General features: G+C 44.9%; 22 protein-coding genes. 8 read left to right on the top strand and 14 right to left on the bottom strand.

The annotated features are described in order from the left end of the window. Window positions 1-28: 28 nt before the first annotated feature. The 11 genes from IJ23_RS19230 to IJ23_RS19180 form a co-directional block, all read right to left on the bottom strand. Complete coding sequence (locus tag IJ23_RS19230; protein WP_005380459.1) at window positions 29-1060, bottom strand: sensor histidine kinase; 1032 nt, start codon at window positions 1058-1060, stop codon at window positions 29-31. 199 nt (window positions 1061-1259) lie between these two features. Beyond that, window positions 1260-2726, bottom strand: coding sequence for a sigma-54 dependent transcriptional regulator (locus IJ23_RS19225; RefSeq protein WP_005384490.1), 1467 nt, complete (start codon window positions 2724-2726; stop codon window positions 1260-1262). Between the two features lie 287 nt (window positions 2727-3013). Then, window positions 3014-3424, bottom strand: a complete 411-nt coding sequence (gene fliS, locus IJ23_RS19220; RefSeq protein ID WP_005380457.1) for a flagellar export chaperone FliS — start codon at window positions 3422-3424, stop codon at window positions 3014-3016. A gap of 12 nt (window positions 3425-3436) precedes the next feature. Continuing rightward, complete coding sequence (locus tag IJ23_RS19215; protein WP_005380456.1) at window positions 3437-3742, bottom strand: flagellar protein FliT; 306 nt, start codon at window positions 3740-3742, stop codon at window positions 3437-3439. A 3-nt stretch (window positions 3743-3745) separates the two neighbouring features. Then, window positions 3746-5740, bottom strand: a complete 1995-nt coding sequence (gene fliD, locus IJ23_RS19210; RefSeq protein ID WP_005384492.1) for a flagellar filament capping protein FliD — start codon at window positions 5738-5740, stop codon at window positions 3746-3748. 21 nt (window positions 5741-5761) lie between these two features. Beyond that, entirely contained in the window at window positions 5762-6196 is a 435-nt protein-coding gene (gene flaG / locus IJ23_RS19205) for a flagellar protein FlaG (protein WP_005380451.1), read from the bottom strand. Between the two features lie 92 nt (window positions 6197-6288). Next, a complete protein-coding gene (locus IJ23_RS19200; protein WP_005380449.1) occupies window positions 6289-7419 on the bottom strand; it encodes a flagellin in 1131 nt (376 codons plus the stop codon). A gap of 288 nt (window positions 7420-7707) precedes the next feature. Next, window positions 7708-8841: a flagellin gene (locus IJ23_RS19195; protein WP_005380447.1), complete on the bottom strand. Its 1134-nt coding sequence runs from the start codon at window positions 8839-8841 to the stop codon at window positions 7708-7710. 263 nt (window positions 8842-9104) lie between these two features. Next, window positions 9105-10244 (bottom strand): flagellin, encoded by a 1140-nt coding sequence (locus IJ23_RS19190; protein WP_033907104.1) that lies wholly within the window; start codon window positions 10242-10244, stop codon window positions 9105-9107. 146 nt (window positions 10245-10390) lie between these two features. After that, the gene (locus IJ23_RS19185; RefSeq protein WP_033907102.1) at window positions 10391-11293 is read right to left on the bottom strand and encodes a Dyp-type peroxidase; all 903 of its coding nucleotides are present in this window, start codon (window positions 11291-11293) and stop codon (window positions 10391-10393) included. A gap of 46 nt (window positions 11294-11339) precedes the next feature. After that, the gene (locus IJ23_RS19180) at window positions 11340-11825 is read right to left on the bottom strand and encodes a DUF2919 domain-containing protein (RefSeq protein ID WP_033907115.1); all 486 of its coding nucleotides are present in this window, start codon (window positions 11823-11825) and stop codon (window positions 11340-11342) included. 144 nt (window positions 11826-11969) lie between these two features. On the opposite strand from IJ23_RS19180, the gene IJ23_RS19175 reads away from it, so the two are divergent. Together IJ23_RS19175 and IJ23_RS19170 are read left to right on the top strand one after the other, a co-directional pair. Then, entirely contained in the window at window positions 11970-12323 is a 354-nt protein-coding gene (locus IJ23_RS19175; protein WP_005380437.1) for a DUF2956 domain-containing protein, read from the top strand. Between the two features lie 3 nt (window positions 12324-12326). After that, window positions 12327-12659: a DUF4156 domain-containing protein gene (locus tag IJ23_RS19170; protein ID WP_033907101.1), complete on the top strand. Its 333-nt coding sequence runs from the start codon at window positions 12327-12329 to the stop codon at window positions 12657-12659. A gap of 34 nt (window positions 12660-12693) precedes the next feature. Here IJ23_RS19170 and IJ23_RS19165 read toward each other — a convergent pair whose 3' ends face one another. Next, window positions 12694-12981, bottom strand: coding sequence for a winged helix-turn-helix domain-containing protein (locus tag IJ23_RS19165; RefSeq protein ID WP_033907100.1), 288 nt, complete (start codon window positions 12979-12981; stop codon window positions 12694-12696). Between the two features lie 291 nt (window positions 12982-13272). On the opposite strand from IJ23_RS19165, the gene IJ23_RS25095 reads away from it, so the two are divergent. Genes IJ23_RS25095 through IJ23_RS19145 form a run of 4 tightly spaced genes read left to right on the top strand, consistent with a single transcriptional unit; the run spans window position 13273 to window position 15691 of the window. Beyond that, entirely contained in the window at window positions 13273-13623 is a 351-nt protein-coding gene (locus tag IJ23_RS25095) for an ArsC family reductase (RefSeq protein ID WP_005380431.1), read from the top strand. Window positions 13624-13641: 18 nt separating this feature from the next. Beyond that, window positions 13642-14778 carry a succinyl-diaminopimelate desuccinylase gene (gene dapE / locus IJ23_RS19155; RefSeq protein ID WP_033907099.1) on the top strand — a complete coding sequence of 379 codons (1137 nt, stop codon included), beginning with the start codon at window positions 13642-13644 and terminating at the stop codon, window positions 14776-14778. Between the two features lie 14 nt (window positions 14779-14792). After that, window positions 14793-15491 carry a M15 family metallopeptidase gene (locus IJ23_RS19150; protein WP_033907098.1) on the top strand — a complete coding sequence of 233 codons (699 nt, stop codon included), beginning with the start codon at window positions 14793-14795 and terminating at the stop codon, window positions 15489-15491. Beyond that, window positions 15488-15691: a DUF2897 family protein gene (locus tag IJ23_RS19145; protein WP_005380425.1), complete on the top strand. Its 204-nt coding sequence runs from the start codon at window positions 15488-15490 to the stop codon at window positions 15689-15691. The genes IJ23_RS19150 and IJ23_RS19145 overlap by 4 nt, the downstream gene beginning before the upstream one ends. 106 nt (window positions 15692-15797) lie before the next feature. Here the strand turns inward: IJ23_RS19145 and bamC are convergent, their stop codons facing one another. Then, window positions 15798-16817 (bottom strand): outer membrane protein assembly factor BamC, encoded by a 1020-nt coding sequence (gene bamC, locus IJ23_RS19140; protein WP_005380424.1) that lies wholly within the window; start codon window positions 16815-16817, stop codon window positions 15798-15800. Window positions 16818-16897: 80 nt separating this feature from the next. Continuing rightward, window positions 16898-17776 carry a 4-hydroxy-tetrahydrodipicolinate synthase gene (dapA, locus tag IJ23_RS19135; RefSeq protein ID WP_005380422.1) on the bottom strand — a complete coding sequence of 293 codons (879 nt, stop codon included), beginning with the start codon at window positions 17774-17776 and terminating at the stop codon, window positions 16898-16900. Window positions 17777-18252: 476 nt separating this feature from the next. Here dapA and IJ23_RS19130 point away from each other — a divergent pair, with 476 nt between their 5' ends. Together IJ23_RS19130 and bcp are read left to right on the top strand one after the other, a co-directional pair. Next, window positions 18253-18795, top strand: a complete 543-nt coding sequence (locus tag IJ23_RS19130; RefSeq protein WP_005380420.1) for a glycine cleavage system protein R — start codon at window positions 18253-18255, stop codon at window positions 18793-18795. Window positions 18796-18811: 16 nt separating this feature from the next. Next, entirely contained in the window at window positions 18812-19282 is a 471-nt protein-coding gene (gene bcp, locus IJ23_RS19125) for a thioredoxin-dependent thiol peroxidase (RefSeq protein WP_005380418.1), read from the top strand. Window positions 19283-19318 lie beyond the last annotated feature (36 nt).

Here is a 19318-nt window from a genome sequence, read left to right as displayed (position 1 = left end):
TCCAGAAATTGTTATTACCAAACGCCGCTTATTGCGCTTCTGTTTGCACTCGCTCTAGCGGAATGCACATGGTGAAGCAGGCTCCATCACCCTGCTCTGAAATAAGTTCCAATCGACCGTCATGGGCACGGCAAACCATTTGAACAACTGCCAACCCTAATCCAGTTCCTTGAGAACGTGTGGTAAAAAATGGCTCCATGATTTTGGCTTGCAGTTCTTCGGGCACTCCCGGTCCGCTGTCTTGCACAGAAATGCGTAACTCACCATTTACCGGGCGGAAAAAAATATCGACTTGCGATTCTTTACCAGACATTTGAATCGCATTCATGACCAGATTACTCAATGCGGATGCAATGGCGTTCGCATTGCCTAGTAGCTCAGTTTGTTCTTCTTCCACTTCTAGGCAGTAATCAATACTGTTGTTTTTTAGCGCGGTTTCGACCATCGGCTGGTATTCCGCTACCAACTGGGCAATCGTGAATGGCTTAATGACTTTATTATCACCACCTTTAGCAAAAAGCAGCATATCATTAACCTGCTTTTCCAAATCGTGCAGACGATCCATTAATTTGGTTTGGAAGCGATCTTTTGTCGCTGGAGGGAGATTTGGCGCTCCCAAATTGGATGCATATAACATAGCGCTCGACAGCGGCGTTCTTACTTGGTGAGCAAGCGACGCAACCATACGTCCTAACGACGATAAGCGCTGTAAATCACTGACACGAGCTTGAAGTAAACGGGTTTCGGTTAAATCGGTAATCAGGATCAATTGACCTGTTGTGGACGCCGAGATGGCGAGTCGAACTTTACGGCCATTACGTAATGAAACTTCGTGGCCATCATCTTCACGTGGGTCAAACACCGCCTGGATAACGTTGAACCATTTTTCGTTAACCAGTGGAATCTCAAGAATTCGGTGCGCTTCTGGATTTGCTTCACGGACTACTCCGTACGTATCGAGCAAAATCACTCCAGCAGGCATCACATCGAGCACCTGTTTGTAGCGCTCAACCTGATTCTCTACGGAATCTAAATGGGATTGATTGGTGTTGTTATCCATTACTGCCTGTCGAAATATCGCCGCTAAAACTAAAATAGCTTGGTAAGCAATTAGCGTACCAAGCTATTTTCTATATTTATCAGGACGTTAAGCTATCGACAATAAGTTGACACTCAGAGATAACGGTTTTGGATGCCAGAAAAACGATGTTAACCAGCCCAAGTGATTATTCAGATATCGTCTTAAAACTTCACTTTACCTAGCGCTGTAAGTTGTACTTACGCATTTTTTCCACCAGCGTAGTACGTCGCATACCCAGCATGTCGGCCGCTCTTGCTACAACACCACCCTGCGCTTCTAATGCTTGGCTGATCATATTAACTTCTAAATCAGCCAGCAGCTCTTTCAAATTAACCCCTTCCGGTGGCAGCGCTTGCGGGGCGTTCATGCTGTGATCAAGGTCGTCTTGATCTTCAAAGCTAAAATCTTCAGAGAAGATATCTTGGAATACATCACGCTCTTGCTCTTCCACCGAAACAAATGGATTGCTCTCTGGTTGGAACTCTGGGATGTCACTGTAGCGATATTTGGTTGGTAGATGGTTTACATCCACCAAGCTATTTGGATACAGAATAATCATTCGCTCAACAAGATTAGCCAACTCGCGTACGTTGCCCGGCCAGTTATGCTCCATAAGTGAGTTGATTGCACGAGGTGTAAAGCAGATAGGTTGTCCGCCTTCCGCCTCTAAACGTGTCATCAGTTCTTGTAGCAGCAATGGTATATCTTGTTTGCGCTCTTTCAGCGCTGGCATCTCAATTGGAAACACGTTCAGACGATAGAACAAGTCTTCTCGGAACGTGCCTTCTTCAATCATATTTTCTAGATTACGGTGTGTCGCCGCCACAACTCGAACATTTACCTTGATGGTACTATTGCCACCTACACGTTCAAAGCAGCGTTCTTGCAATACACGAAGCAACTTTACTTGCATCGACATTGGCATATCGCCAATCTCATCAAGAAAGATCGTGCCACCGTCTGCGAGCTCAAATCGACCTTTACGGGCAGTTAACGCACCAGTAAACGCGCCTTTTTCATGACCAAATAATTCGCTTTCTAGGAGCTCAGGTGGTATTGCACCACAGTTAATAGGTACAAATGCGCCATCGCGGTATGAAGAATGATAGTGGATGTTACGCGCAACAACTTCTTTACCCGTACCGGACTCACCTAAGATCAACACGTTTGCTTCCGTGTTTGATACTTGCTCAATCAGATGTCGAACTTCTTGAATACCTCTACTTTGACCAACTAAGCTGCGAAAAAGCGTGTTTTTGCGTGCACTAGCAACAACATTCACTCCTTTTCGCCCCAGAAAATCTTTGCAGTGGCGTAACGCTTCACTAAGCTGTGGGTAATTAAGCGGCAGCTCTAGTTCACCAACAAAATTTGGAAGATCATCAACAGGCAAAGGAAAACGGCCCATGACTAGAAGAGGGATGTGGTAAGCGCTGTTTAAATGAGAGATAACCGTACTCGCCGCTTGACCTGCTGGAATATTACCAACAATACAGCACGACCATACGCTAGACCAATCAACATCGCTGAGCTGATCAGAACTGACCGCTTCGCAATTTTCTCCAACAAATTCCAATATATTGCTTAAATTTAAACGACTTGATGCGTCATCATCAATTACAAGCAGCTTTGCCAAACCATGCATAAGTAAGAATGATTGCCTTTATTTTAGGTGCGTTGCGGCCAAACCTTGATTTGCGCAATTGGGTGCTAAAGAAGGCAGAACCACCACACTCAATTTACGATAGACAAAATAGGAAAATCAGCAACAAAAAAGCCATTAGGGCTACTAATGGCTTCTATTTTATTTGAATATAAAAATAAGGCAACCAAGCAATGGAGAGGTGTGAGCTTGATAGAAACTTTGCTACACAACTCGTTGCGCAATTGACAAATATATTCGTCTAGTATCTTAACGCATTGTTTTGACTATTAAATACCAACTTCAGCAGCGGTAAGATTATGAAACTCTGTTGGGATTTGGTCCCAAGCGGACTTGATCTCACGGATAATGTCGATAACGTCGTCGATCAGCTGAGGCTCATTTTGATGGTTAGCAGCAGAAATTTGCGTGATCATAAACTCATACAGTGAATCTAAGTTTGAAGCAATATCACCACCGTCATCCATAGATAGACAGCTGCGTAGCGCGATAATGATGTCTAACGCTTTACCCAAGCGCTCACCTTTTGCTGGAATATTGCCTGCTTGCATGGCTGCTTTACCTTGAATAAGGCGCTCAATCGCACCAGCCATAAGCATTTGAATGACTTTGTGCGGAGAAGCCGCGCTAAGCTGGCTGTCGACTGATACCTTTTTGTATGCTTGCAAAGAACCGCGCATAGTAATCCTCTTTTAAATAAATTTTTTGTACTGCTGAAGTGAACGCTGGCCATAACGAAACTTATGGAGCTCTTTTCCGACCTTTGACGTTTCCGATTGCATCAGCTCGACAATTCTTTTGGTACGAGTTAGCAATGCTTGCCACTCTGCATCCTGCTTAACCAAAGGATTTTGATGAATAATTGGTAACAGGTTTTGCAATAACCGTTCCCTGATATCGACCAAGCGAAGAATTTCTTCAGCATTAAAATCAATTTTTTCTAATTCTTGCGTAATTAGTTGATCTATATCACTAATTTCCATGAGTTCTTTTTGCATTTATTAACCCAACGCACTCATCAAAGCGCCTAACTGGCCTTGCATTTTACCGGTCGCATCTTGCATCGCGGTAAACTTCGCATGAGTACGCTTCTCTAGGCTTTCCATGCGGCGATCTAATGCCGCTTGATCGTCACTCAAACGGTAGTTTTGTTCTGTGAGACTTTTTTCTCGAGTACGAATACTGCCTGTAATACCTGTGATACCGTGAATCGCATCTTCTACTCGTTTAGCAAAACCTGTGTTGCCACCGAAGAACTTTTCTAACTCGTTGAAGTTATTGTTCAACTGGCGATCTAGCATGTCATAGTTGATTTCTAGGGTGCCTTGACGTGTGGTCGTAATGCCAAATTCTGTTAAGGACTTTAGGTTTTCAGGCGCCTTATCGATTCGAGTAGAAAAGACCGATTTTAATCGTGAATCTGCACTGCGTACGGTGCTGTCACCTGACAACGGCCCTTTTTGACCAGTTACCGGATCCACACTCGCCAACGCTTGGGAGGTTTGATAAAACGAGTTATACGCTGCCACAAAGTTTTCGATATCGTTGCGTACACTTTGACGGTCGTACTCGACACCAATTTCAGCAGGCGGTTTATTCGGTTCTGATTTGCCTTTTAGTGTTAAATCAACACCTTCGATCGCATCTTCAATCACATTGTTGTGGCTAGATAGCTTTGCCACGCCATCAAGCAGAACTTCTGAATCTTGCCCTGCTTGTACTTCTGTCATTCCAAGGTATTGTTCAAAAGCAGATTGTGCCTTTGCGATTTTCGCTTCTGCTTCATCAATTTTTTCCAGACGCTCACGTTCTTGAGGATCAAGTTTAGCGCGATGAATTTGCTTAGCTTGCGCTTCGGAAAGTTCACCACGTGCCACTTTTTCGTCTAACGCTTGCTTTTCACTCGCAATTTTTTGCTCGATTTCCGCTTTTTCTTGCTCAAGAAGCTGCTTAGCCTCTTTCGTCGTAACGTAAGAATCGGTTAGGGTGCCCGATGCGGCATTATTCCAGCCTGGTACATCTGGTGCCTTCTCTATTGCCTTTTCGTCGAGTTCGAGCTCTGGTTCTTCATAAGAGTCCAACAAAGTACCTGACGCAGTTTCTGTCCACCCTGGAATTCTGTCTTCAGGGCGTAAACTCGCGCGTCGGTTGGCTTCATCAATGGCTTCTTGACCAGCTTTGGCTGCTTCTGCACCCGCCGCAGAGATTGGCGCTTGCGATGCATCATCTTGTACATCGTCTGCCGCTTTTTGCTCTTCTGGAGGTAGAGGATTGCCGTTTGCATCCAGCTCTTCTGCTGGTTGTTCCGGAAATTTAAGAGGACCTAAGACATCTTCCGCCGCTGAACGAGCTTCTTCAAGCGCGTTGACGCGGTCTTCAAGTGTTTGGTATTCGAAATATTTAAGAGGGTTGCCTTTTTCTGCCTCCACACTGACTCTGATTTGATGATCCTTACCAGAGAGGTTAGAAGCAAGGATAAGGCGTGGACCTTCGACGTCGTTAATAAGAGATGCACGAACGCCAGGGTTATCTTTAGCGCCATTGATGCCACGTACGACATCGATGAGCTTAGATCGGGAACGAACATCGATATTAAAACGCTCATCACCAAGCGAAATCTGCAGCTTACCAGGGCCAAATTTTGCGTCTTCTGGCAATACGTCAGAAGCGACTTTATGGCTCTGAGCAAGCTGCAACACATCGATAGCATATTTGCCAGCGATAGCATCTGTGGTTGCCGTGGCAGATACAATATTGTCATTGGTCGTTTCGACGGTGCGAACGGCAAATGCTTTCTCCTGACGAAAGTTCGCCATGAGATTTTTCATCGTATCCAATGATTCTCTGAGTCGCCCGTAAGCACTGATACTGGCATTAATTGTCGTGCGTTCGTTGTCGATGCGTTGCTGCTTTGGTACGCGTTCGGCATCCACAATTTTGCTGACCATGGAATTAATATCCATGCCGCCAGACATCCCCAAAGGGCCTAAACTCATCAAATCACCTCTAAAAACGACTTACACTTTTTCAGTCAACAACCCGCTGTTGGCTGTGTGCTCAGCTAGGCGACGCAATACCACTAGCATTTCTTCATCAGGAATTTGACGAATCACGTCACCGGTATTGGCTTCATAAATCGTCACCACATCTCGTCCGGATTCTTCATCCACTCGAAATGCGACTCCTTTGTTTATGGACGTGACAAATTCATTCATTTGCGCGACCAATTTTTCACGTTCTTCTTTGTTCAGTTCTTGACGGCTTTCAGCCATCTCGAGCGCAGCTTGAACAGAGAAGTCGTATTCGGTGTTTTTCGCTTTTTGCGGCGAAATCTCACCATTTGAATTTGCTGGGCTAGACGTGCCTATATCATTGCCATTTTTATTTGCAAACTTTGTGCCATTTGGCGTGCCGTAAGGCTGGATGTTCGATGCGTAGGAGGATATATCCATTACAATCTCCCTTCCACCTTATGGGCTAACGATAGAATCTATCGCTTTGGTGCCCCAGCACTAAGGTGTTGACCTCAGGCTGGGTTTACCACTTAGCCCAACAAGCTTAGCGCTGCAGATGGAGACTGCTTCGCTTGAGCCAGGATTGAAGTACTTGCTTGCTGAAGAATTTGCGACTTAGTCATCGCAGTGGTTTCCTTCGCGTAATCAGTATCTTTAATACGGCTTTTAGACGCGTTAACGTTCTCGTTAATGTTGTCTAGGTTGCTGATTGCGTGGTTGAAGCGGTTTTGGAAAGCACCGAGTGAAGCTCGTTGGCTGTCTACGGACTTAAGAGCACCGTCGATAACCGCTACTGCTTCTTGAGAGCCAGCTACTGTGGTTACGTCGATGTCTTTCACTGTTACGTCTTTCGGGCCACCAAAGCCGATCTCGTCTGCTAGGTTGCCAGAAAACTCAACATCACCTTCAACTTTTTGAGAAGAAGCAAATACTTGTAGTTTGCCATCTTCGCCAACAGAGGCTTTTACATCATCGTTTTGACCGTTGATGTATGTCGCTAGCTGCTCAATATCATCGCCTTGCTTAGCGCTGATTGATAGCTCTTTCTCTTCACCCTGCTTGTTGGTGTAGCTCATTTTGAACTCTGTTTTCTCACCAACAGTCCAAGATGCGTCTTTACCCTCTTCTGCTGCGTAGCTCTTACCACCCATTGCTGAAGTGTCTGAGCGTAGGTTACCCATAGAAAGCATCACTGCTTCACCTGAGTCCGCACCGATTTGGAAAGATTGAGTACCGTAAGTACCGTTTAGAAGCTTGTTACCACCGAAAGAGGTAGTTTCAGCAATACGGTTTAGCTCGTCGTTTAGCGCTGTTACTTCTTCTTGGATCGCTACACGTTCTGCTTTTGAGTTAGAACCGTTCGCAGATTGAAGCGAAAGATCACGCATACGTTGTAGGATGTTGGTAGATTCATTCATTGCACCTTCAGCAACCTGTGCAATAGAAATACCGTCGTTTGCGTTTTTCACTGCCATGTCTAGGCCACGGCTTTGTGCATTCAAGCGGTTTGAAATCTGTAGACCTGCAGCATCGTCTTTCGCGCTATTGATTTTATAACCCGAAGACAAACGCTCCATTGATTTTTGTTGACCGTCAGCTGCCTGGTTTAGGTAACGCTGTGCAGTCATCGCAGAAACGTTAGTATTAACGTTAATCGCCATAATTGATCTCCTTAAGGCTTTAGTGAATGTACCGTCGTGTCTCTCACCTCACTTAGGTACATCTCATTTCTCTCAGTCCCTTTAACGGCGACCGATGAATATCCTTTAGAAGAAATTTTCAATTTTTTGCGATTATTTTCTTTGGCTTACTGAAATGTGATGAAGCTCTAATGTCGTGATTCGCAGAAATCCTGGGGCCCCAAAAGACAGAAAAAAACCCAGCCGAAGCTGGGTTTACTCGCTCATCTCTCACCACGAGCCAATGAGGTTCTCGTCTTAGGTTTGAAATTAACCTAGCAGACTTAGCGCTGAGTTTGGCGCTTGTTTCGCTTGCGCAAGGATTGAGCTTGACGCTTGCGATAGAATTTGTGACTTGGTCATTGCCGTCGTTTCTTTCGCGAAATCTGTATCTTTGATACGGCTCTTCGACGCATTCACGTTCTCGTTAATGTTGTCCAAGTTGCTGATTGCGTGGTTGAAACGGTTCTGGAATGCACCTAGCTCTGCGCGGTGGCTGTCTACGTATTTCAGTGCTGCATCGATGATAGCAACAGATTCTTGTGCGCCACCAACTGAGGTTACGTCGATAGTATCTACCGTTACTTTTTTACCTTCGCCCAAACCTAGTTCCCCAGATAGACCGCCTGAAAACTCGACCTCGCCCTCAACTTTGTTGTTGCCAGCGAAGATTTGCAGTTTACCGTCTTGGTCTACAGAGGCTTTCACTAGGTCAGTTTGGCCGTTAATGTAAGTCGCAAGCTCTTCGATATCGTCACCCGCTTTTGCGCTGATGTTGATTTCTTGCTCTTGGCCGTAGCTGTCCGTTAGGTTGATTTTTAGGTCGTTCTTACCTTCAGCAACGTTCCAGTCTTTACCTTTACCACTTTCAGCTTGGTAGCTCACACCGCCCATCATTTTGTTGTCTGAACGCATGTCTTTTAGCTCAAGCATCACTGCTTCACCGTTATCTGCACCGATTTGGAACGATTTCGCACCGTGTGTGCCGTTTAGTAGCTTGTTACCACCGAAAGAAGTGGTTTCTGCGATACGGTTTAGTTCGTCGTTTAGCGCGGTCACTTCTTCTTGAATCGCCACACGTTCTGCTTTCGAGTTTGAACCGTTTGCTGATTGTAGAGACAAATCACGCATACGTTGAAGAATGTTAGTGGTCTCGTTCATTGCACCTTCAGCAGTTTGTGCAATCGAGATACCGTCGTTCGCGTTGCGAACCGCTACATCCAAACCACGGCTTTGTACGTTCAAACGGTTCGAGATTTGTAGACCCGCAGCGTCATCTTTTGCGCTGTTGATTTTAAAACCTGAAGACAAACGCTCCATAGAAGTTTGTTGAGCTGAGTTTGCGTTGTTTAGGTAACGCTGAGCGGTCATCGCTGATACGTTAGTGTTTACATTCACTGCCATGGTGATTTCTCCAATTGATTTTCCGGTGTAGCGGTTTCCGACGTCTCGGAAAACCAAGTAGTTCTCTCAAAGTTACTTTTATTAACGGCGCATGCCCTGTTTTCTTTAGAGAAAATTTTGGATTTTTTTGAAAATAATTCGTTTGGAGGGGTAATCGTGACAAAGCGGATAAAAAAGCAAAAAAACTTTCATTTTTCGCTAAAGCTTCTTTTCGAATTGTCGATACAGGCAGGTTTTACGTTAAATTCGGGCAAGGCCGTTCATCAGCCAAGTAAAGTTAATGCTAGGTTGGGCGCTTGTTTTGCTTGTGCAAGAGTAGAAGTACTGACCTGCTGTAAAATCTGCTGCTTCACCATTTGCGTGGTTTCTTTCGCGTAGTCAGTGTCTTGGATACGACTGTTGGAAGCAGCTAAGTTTTCGTGGATGTTATCGAGATTATTGATCGCGTGATTAAAGCGGTTTTGATACGCGCCTAACTCCGCACGACTGCCATCTACCGTTTTCAAAGCATCATCTAAAATGCCGACCGCCATCTGAGCGCCACCGACCGTGCTAATATCAATACTATCTACCGTTCTATTTACGGTGACATACTTGCCAAGTTCTAACTCATCAGCCAGGCCACCACTGAAGGTTGGTCCAGGGTATTTTATGGCGTCCTTGTGGGACATGAGTAACTGCAGTTGCCCCTCCTCATTAACAGACGCTTTCACTTTATCGGTTTGCCCATTAATGTAAGTCGCGAGTTCTTCTATATCGTCGCCAGCTTTAGCTTCAATACGGATCTCCTGCTCTTCAAAATTGTTATCACGGTAGCTGATAACAATTTCATTATTTCCGTTTTGAACCGTCCAATCTGAACTGACTCTTTGATATGAGCTCATTGAAAAGCTACCTAAAGATTCCGGCTGCATGGTCCGCAGGCCAATTTGTACCGCTTCACCAGCCGTTGCTCCGATTTGAAAAGACGATGTACCGAATGTGCCATTCAGCAATTTACGTCCGCCAAAGGAGGTCGTTTCTGCAATACGACTTAACTCATCATTTAAAGCAGAAACTTCTTCTTGCAGTGCAGTGCGCTCCGCTTTGCTGTTTGAACCATTGGCTGACTGTAGCGACAAATCACGCATACGTTGCATGATATTGGTCACCTCATTCATCGCGCCTTCCGCAGTTTGCATGATGGAAATGCCGTCATTCGCGTTGCGAACCGCAACATCTAAACCACGCATTTGCGATTGCAAGCGGTTGGAGATTTGCAGACCCGCAGCGTCATCCTTTGCGCTGTTAATACGCTTCCCTGAAGACAAACGCTCCATGGATTGGTTCAGCATGTCAGTTGCACTGGTCAAATGACGCTGTGCGACGAGTGCTGCCACATTGGTATTAACGGTGATCGCCACGAGACACAGACTCCAAATAAATTAAGGCTTTGGATACTTATCGACCAAGTAACAGAAAAGTTTAGTGTTTTTTGAAAAGAGATTGGAATAGAAATAGAAAACAAAAGCCCTCTAATTGGAGGGCTTAAGAAATAAAGTCTGAGAACTTACTTGATGGCTAGCTCTGCGAGCATTTCTTGTGAAGGAGCGAAGAAGTACGCACCAGTTACCGCTTTTGTGAAACGAAGCATTTGGTCTGTTTTACCATCTGTCACGCCGTACATACTTTCTAGCATCACTTTAATGTTATGAAGTGTATTGCAGTAAGAAATAAACAGCAGGCCATGAGGCCCTGTTACCGTCCCGTATGGCAAGCTATGACGGACAATCTTGAGACCTTTTCCTTCTTCTTTAATATCAACGCGACCAACGTGTGATGCAGCAGGAACGTCTTCTAGCTCTATAGAGTCTGGTTTGGTACGACCAATCACTTTTTCTTGCGCTTTGACATTCAAGCGATTCCAAGCGGCAAGGTTATGTTCGAAGCGTTGAGCCATGACATAACTACCTCCAGCAAATGGGCCCTCTTTTACTAGAGCCACATCAGCGCGAGCCTCCCCTTTCGGGTTTTCTGTGCCATCAATGAAGTCTGTCATATCACGAGCATCAAGGTAACGGTACCCATATGTTTCGTCCACAATGGTGACATCTTGTGCCGTCTCTTCTAGGAACTTACGCAACACGTAAAAATGCAAGTCGTGACGAGTCGAGTGACAGTGAATCAGTACATCTACGTCTGTTGCTGGAGCAACGATGTCACCTTCGCCAAGTTGAGTAAAATCAATAAGCTCTTCTGGCGCGTCTACATTAAGGTGTTCCCAAAACGATTTTGTGAATGCGATAGAAAGCGTCAGCGCTGCACCCGGCTGGGTAATGTTTAACTCTTCCACCAACTTTGGCAGTGCTTTCAGTTTTTCTAATACGTTTTCACGGTTTTGGTTCACTTTGAGTTGAGTGTACAGTGCAAATGGCCCGGCTTCTGGCACGATCGCCGTTTGAGCTTGTGACATTGAGGTTTCCTCTATTACTTTGCCCCAGAGTGGGAAGTTATTGTTTTTAATTCTTTGAATGCTGCTGTTCATCGTGCGCTAATTGTGGCACATGAAAACAGTCTTTTACCCATCTTCCATTTAGAAGATAGATCATAAACCAAGCTAATAAGGTAATGGTAAGGGCGTTTGCCCAATTAAACACTCCATGTTCTAGGTACACATGATACATGGTCTGAGCAAGTTGAATACCGCACAAGATCAAAGTGATCTCGCGACCATAGCGAGTAATTCTGTTTACCCATCCTCTGTCGGGATGACGAAGCCCCATTAACCACATAAGAAGCAAACTTGGAATGCCCATCGCCAAACCTAAATACAACGTACTTGAATCTGGGTAAACAATAGCGAGTAGCTTGCTGCCACTATCACGACTTACACCAGCCATGGCAAACACCATCCATGAACGCACAAGAAACATCCATCCCACCCATAAAATGATCGGCGCCTTTAAAAATCCATGAGCGTCATATTGGTCAAACGAATAGCGCACAACATCTTCTTCTTTATGTGATAAAAACGTCACTTTAACCTATCGTTTCAGAGTTGCAAGCCAACAAAGATGAGAACTGAAGTTCATTTCAGCACCTTACACAGGTAAACTAAACAAAGATTTACAGCGACGTTGATGAAAAACATGAAAAAAAGAACTCCTGCCACCCCTGTGCCTTCTCAAGAAACACAAGCCGAAGCGATGAGAATTGCTAAATCCACGCAAAAGCCCGGCCAAACCAAAGAGCAAACCAAGCTCATCGCTCAAGGTATCGAAAAAGGCATCGCGCAATATAAGAAACAACAAAAAGAGCGCAACCGCCAAGCCGATAAAGCGAAGAAAAAACAGCAACGTGAAAAGCAACGTCAGCATGAAGAGATTATCGAACAAGACAATATCACCGACGATGCGCCAAACCATTCATCAAGCAAACTGCCTTGGACACTACTTGTCCTGAGCTGGATTGGCTTTGCTGCTTACATAGTATTGGGGAAATAGCTAATGAAACGCCTGTTACTTGGACTTTTTGTCGTGCTTCTAATGGGTTGCACGATGCCATCTCACCTTACTCATGCTCAAAGTCAAAATGTTCATATTCGCATTGACGCGCAATTCGACCCTGAGCGATGCGAATACAAAGGCGAAGTCACCGGAAGTGAAGGCCATTGGTATAACTACATTTTCATGACTAATGACGCGATGATGCAAGGCGCGATGAACGATTTAAAAAACAATGCAGCGGCTATCGATGCGGACACCGTTTTTATGGTTTCCCCACAAGATTTTATCACTTCATTTAGCGTACTGGGTTCCGCCTACCGCTGCAATGGATGAGGCCTGAATATGAAAAAAGCCAGCAATTGCTGGCTTATGCACGAAATCCAAGACTGCTAGCGATATCGCTCTCCCGCTCTAGAACCCATTGGCTATCAAAAGGCCCCCAATCTGAAAGTTGATAATAGCCGTCATTATGACGTCGGCCATCTTGAACGAATATGAGTTCAATGCCGATCCCAGGTAACGCCTTGAGTACATCTTGAATAGTACGACGAGGCCACCCCGTTTTTTCGATCAACTTTGGCACATTCGGCCTTTCTAGGTTTTCCACCAACAAGGCCAAATATAGCCGCCTTGCAAAAACAGGACTCAATTCCATTGACACCTCCTAAAATTGTGCTGATTCATTATTTCGTTTTTGCTCAGCGAGGTGTTGCGTTTGATCAATAACTCGACTTTTCCATTTGATTTAGACGAATTTTTATTCGATTTATAGCGCATTCATCGTAAATAAGTTATGTGACATTAGTTATCTCAATCTATCTGAAAATATTTTCCACCGCATTTTGTCAGTTTGATTGCTTCTTGATAGGATGCTTTAACAGCCCAAATCACTTAAGTGCGTCTTAACCGCGCCAGTGAAAAATAGAACAAAGAAAAAGGAAACACTATGTCGATTACCATGTTTGGTATTCCCAACTGCGATACGATCAAAAAAGCCAAGAAATGGTTAGAAGCCGAGGATATTGCTTACGACTTCCATGACTACCGTAAGCAAGGCATTGATGCAGAAATGGTAAGTGAATTTTGTCGCGCTTTAGGTTGGGAACAGGTGCTCAATAAACGTGGCACAACCTACCGCCAATTAGCGCAAGAGCAGAAAGACACACTTAACGAGGAAAACGCCATCGCTCTTTTGGTAGAAAACCCTGCGATGATTAAACGCCCAATTTTAAAAGTGAATGATCAACTTCATATCGGTTTTAAAGCTGATCAATACGCTAGCATTTTCAACTCTTAAATAAAGGAATACTCAAGGATGACAGACAGTCCAGTATTGGCACTTGCTAAAGATCTGATCAGTAGACAGTCCGTAACGCCGGAAGACGCAGGTTGTCAGGATTTGATGATCGAGCGCTTAAAAGCACTCGGGTTTGAAATTGAAGTGATGGTATTTGAAGACACCACGAACTTCTGGGCTCGACGTGGTTCAGAAGCGCCGCTATTTGCGTTTGCTGGCCACACCGATGTGGTACCAGCTGGCAAATTGGAACACTGGAATACACATCCGTTTGAACCGACCATTATTGATGGTTACTTGCATGGCCGAGGCGCAGCTGACATGAAAGGGTCACTCGCCGCTATGGTTGTTGCAGTTGAACGCTTTATCGCCGAAAACCCAGATCACAAAGGCTCAATTGGCTTCTTAATTACGTCGGATGAAGAAGGGCCATTTATCAATGGTACCGTTCGCGTTGTAGAAACGTTGATGGAACGTGGTGAGAACATCGATATGTGTATTGTTGGTGAACCATCCAGCACCGACGTGGTTGGCGATGTAGTGAAAAATGGACGCCGTGGATCCATCACTGGTGATTTAACGGTAAAAGGAACACAAGGTCACGTGGCCTACCCTCACCTAGCCAGCAATCCAGTGCACGAGTCTCTACTCGCGATTCATGAACTCGCGACGACAGAATGGGACAAAGGGAATGATTACTTCCCACCGACTAGTTTCCAGATCCCGAATGTATCGGCTGGCACTGGTGCGTCTAACGTTATTCCTGGCGAGTTCCATGTTCAGTTCAACCTACGTTTTAGTACTGAGCTTAACAATGACGCAATTGTTCAGCGTGTTACCGAAACATTGGACAAGCATGAGCTGGACTACGACCTAAAATGGACATTCAACGGAGACCCATTCCTGACCGATACGGGCGCACTGCTAGACGCGGTTGTAGCTGCTGTGGCCGAAGTCAATGATACGAAGCCAGCGCTACTTACAACTGGCGGTACGTCTGATGGTCGTTTTATTGCTCGAATGGGAGGTCAAGTCGTAGAGTTAGGCCCTGTTAACGCTACGATTCATAAAGTGAACGAGTGTGTGAAAGTCGACGATCTTGAAAAGTTGACGGACATGTACGAAAACACGTTGAAACACCTATTGGCGAAGTAATCAGCGAGAACACAATGACACCAGAGCAACTCACCGGAATCACTGATTCCCATCTTCAATCCACACTAGTGGGGCAAAAGGCATTTATGCTTCACCCTAAAGTAGTCAATGACTTATTGAAGATGATTAATGCCGCAACCGAAGCAGGTTTCAAAATGGAAATCGCCAGTGGTTTTCGTGACTTTAATCGCCAAAAAGCCATCTGGAACGGGAAGTTTTCTGGTGAGTTGCCAATTCTCGACATAAACTCCCGCCCTTTGAGTAAAGCAGAGTTAAATGACGAAGAGAAATTGATGGCCATTTTGCGCTGGTCGGCATTGCCCGGAGGAAGTCGTCATCATTGGGGTTGTGATTTTGATGTCTATGCGCGCAATTTATTGCCTGCTGACACCAAACTCAAGTTGGAACCTTGGGAGTATCTTGAAGGCCACCAGCAAGCGTTCTACCAATGGTTAAAAGCCAACCTTGGTCGGTTCGGTTTCTTCTTCCCTTATCAGCATGATTTAGGTGGCGTTTCGATTGAGCCTTGGCACATTAGTCACCGCGCTGTCGGGCAGCAATGCCTCGAGCAGTTGACGCTTGATGTACTCAGAAGCCAGTTGATTAAACAAAATCAGACCGACAACATTGCAGGGATTGACGTCATACTGAATAATTTGGATAACGTCGTTGCCAAATTTATTCACAATATCACGCCGCCGGAGGCTCTATGATAGAAATACTAACCAATCCTTGGGTCATTATTATTGTAGTGTTGAGCGTGGTCATTGGTAATATTGCCGCACTCAAATATACCGCAAAAATGAAGTTTGGTCAGATGGATAAAAGCCGTAAGAACGATTTAGATAAGCTGAACACATTGGATAAACAGCGCTACGCTGAAGAAGATAAAAACAAAAACGAGCCTCGTTAGTTACTCACCAGCTTCATCTCGACACATTTAATCTAAACATCAAAAAAGGGACCACTAGGTCCCTTTTCTATCATTAAGTAAACACGCCGCGTTAAGCTCGCTTTGTTTACTGCTTCACTGTTGCAGCCAATACAGGCGCTAGTGATTTCAAAAACTCTTCTTCTACTGGCTTGCCAGAGGAGTCGGTGATATTGATAGACGTACGGTTGCCTAAATCACCAAGTAAGAATGTGTACTTACCAGCGGCTAACTCCACTGGTTTAACGCCGATATCGTTCCAGAATTCATCATCCGGAGACGCATATTTCGCAGTGATTGTGCCCTGCGACTGGCTACGCTCTTCAATCTTAAAGCCCATCTTAGGTAGAATATTAGGCAGACGTTGCCAAAGCATGTTGTATTGCGCACGCGCGATAATCACTGGAAGTCCGCTGCGGTCTTTACCCATTGTGATTGGGATCTGTTTAACCAACTCTTGCGCTTTACGCTGTGCTTCTTCACGCACTTCTTGGTCGTAGCGAGCGGTGACCAAGTTCGTCATGAATACATTGTAGCGCTCACGGTTGGTCGCCGTTACTTCTTTCACTTGATTGCCTTCACGCCAGTCAATAAGGCTCACCTTAAAGCCGTGTCGACCATTTGCTTCAGCGCGTACGATTTCATATCGGCTGCCAATTTCTAGCTCTTCATCTGGCGAATCCCAAGTCACCCATCCTGTCTCGATGCGAGAGTCTGTTTGGCTTTCAACTGGAATCTCGTTAGCCGCGACCATGTTTTGCACCGTTTGCCAAACTTTATCTAGTTCATCTTTACGAAGTAGCCAAAGTGTCACTTCACCATCACTACTGCGGTCCAAACGTGCACCGGGAATAAGCTCTAGGACTTGTTGAGGTGGACGAATGTCGACATCTTTACCTACACCACCAGCGTAGTTACCCTGAGGGATCTCGTAGTTAGGGTAAAACTGAGGCTGTGCACCCTGTGGGACATTCCACTCACCCAAATTTGGGGAGTTCAAATACTCGAAGTCATCTTTTGCTTGACGACGTTGATTGGCACCACCTGAACAGGCAGTCAATACGAATACAGCTAATGAACTTAACACTAACTGGCTTGAAAGCTTCATCTATACTCCTAAAACACCGAGGGCGCTTTGGCCCCCAGTATGAACTTCAATCCTAGTAACTCAATCTTAATAGCTCAATCTTAATAAATATGGGCGTCTGTTAGCGCCTGCTCGACGATCGGCTGCGATTTTTCAGAAAGCGTAGTTAAAGGAAGACGCAAACCACCTTCTTCAATCAAACCAAGCTTTTGCGCTGCCCATTTTACTGGGATAGGGCTTGCTTCGATGAAAAGGTTTTTATGTAGAGTCATCAAGCGTTGGTTAATCGCTTCTGCTTCTTCGTACTTACCTTCACTTGCCAAATGGAACATGTCTGCCATGTCTTTAGCTGCAATATTGTTCGTTACCGAGATAACACCATTGCCGCCAAGTTTCACAAAATCCAGCCCTGTCGCATCATCGCCGCTTAGTAAGATAAAATCTTCGCCACAAAGTTCACGATGAATTGCAATTCGTTCCAAATCGCCCGTTGCATCTTTTAGAGCTACGATATTATCAAGCTTTGACAAGCGTGCCACTGTTTCTGGCTGCATATCAACAGCAGTACGGCCTGGTACGTTGTACAAAATTAGAGGCACATCACTCGCTTCGGCAATTGCCTTGTAATGTAGAAACAAACCCTCTTGAGTTGGTTTGTTGTAATACGGTGTCACACTCAGGAAGCCAGCAATACCAGAATCAGCCAGTAATTTGCTAAATGTTACTGCCTCATGGGTTGCATTTGCACCCGTGCCAGCAATCACAGGGATGCGACCGTCGGCAAACTCAACAGTTTTATTAACGACCTTTACATGCTCTTCAATGGTCAGTGTCGCTGACTCACCTGTTGTGCCTACTGCCACAATACCGTCTGTACCCGCTTCAACGTGGTACTCTACTAGCTTTTGCAGACCGTCAAAGTCTACTTCGCCATCTGCTTTGAATGGCGTAATCAGCGCTACGATACTTCCTGAAAACATGTTTATCTCCCTCATTTAACTCTTTCTGCATGGTACTGTAATGCGATTGAAAAACACAAGAGCGTAAACTCGCTTACAAAGTACAAATGAATGAATAATTACCAGTTGTTAGAGGTCTAGCAACTTAATTGCTCTATTTGGTTTGATTAACGGCAATATTGATAATCGTGTTGGGCTTTCGAGTGACTTTAGAATCTATCAGTGATTTGGAAAATACTGAAGAGCACAAGCAAGGAAAATATACTCTTTGGTCTTGTTAGCCAAGTCAGATCTAAGTGAATAAAACGGCCAGACAATAGGCAAGCACATCATGCAAACGTTTTGTTTATCCTATAGCCTGCATTTACTGTTTATTTCCCACCACTCCCCTCAAGCTCCGACTGCTTTTTTATGGACTAAAAAAGAACTGGCTCGATATTTCTTCGCAATATCTGTGCTAACATCTCTCTATTGAAGAAAGGACAAGAAGCTCATTTATGAAGCAACATCTGGTACTTACAGCAGTTGGAACGGACCGTCCAGGCATTTGTAACCAAGTCGTACAGCTCGTTACTCAAGCTGGTTGTAACATAGTCGATAGCCGTATCGCTATCTTTGGCAGCGAATTTACGCTGATCATGCTCCTGACTGGGAACGCCAGCAGCGTGACTCGAGTTGAAACACAATTGCCCCTGCTTGGCCAAGAACATGACCTTATTACGATCATGAAACGCACAGCGGCGCACGAACTGCTCGATAACAGCTACACCATGGAAGTGTTTATTGAGTCTGAAGACCGCCCTGGGTTAACTGAAAAATTTACTAAGTTCTTCGCTGATCAGCAGATTGGTTTAGACTCTCTTAGCGCGCAAACCATCAGCAAGTCGAAAATTCAACTCGATTCTGACCAGTTTCATATTGCGATTACTGCATCTGTAAGCGCGGATTTTAATTTGATGCAGTTACAAGAAGACTTCGATGAACTTTGTAAGTCGCTCAACGTACAAGGTTCTCTGAATTTCATTAAAAACACACTATAAAGTAAAGGAAATCAAAATGAATACGCTGACAGCAGGCTCGCCAGCGCCAGCCTTCTCTTTGCTCGACCAAGACGGAAATACCGTTTCTCTTGAAGACTTTAAAGGCAAGAAAGTACTTTTCTACTTTTACCCTAAGGCGATGACGCCGGGTTGTACTACACAAGCAAAAGGCCTTCGTGACATCAAAGCTGAACTCGATGCACATAACGTGGTGGTACTCGGCGTAAGCATCGATCCTGTAAAGCGCCTAGGCAAGTTCATCGAGCGCGATGATTTAAACTTCACTCTGCTTTCTGATGAAGATCATGCCGTTGCTGACCAGTTCGGCGTTTGGGGCGAAAAGAAATTCATGGGCAAAGTATACGACGGTCTTCACCGCATTAGCTTTCTGATCAATGAAGAAGGCGTGATCGAACACGTGTTTAACAAGTTCAAAACCAAAGATCACCACGAAGTCGTATTAAACTACTTAAACGAAAACGCTTAAACGCTATTGTTTTTCTGACCCGTCCTGATATGGGTT

Source organism: Vibrio sp. OY15, assembly GCF_000742455.1.
In the GTDB taxonomy this organism is placed as follows: Bacteria; Pseudomonadota; Gammaproteobacteria; order Enterobacterales; family Vibrionaceae; genus Vibrio; species Vibrio alginolyticus.
Note: the sequence above shows the minus strand (reverse complement) of the source record. Positions and strands in the feature narration are given on the sequence as shown.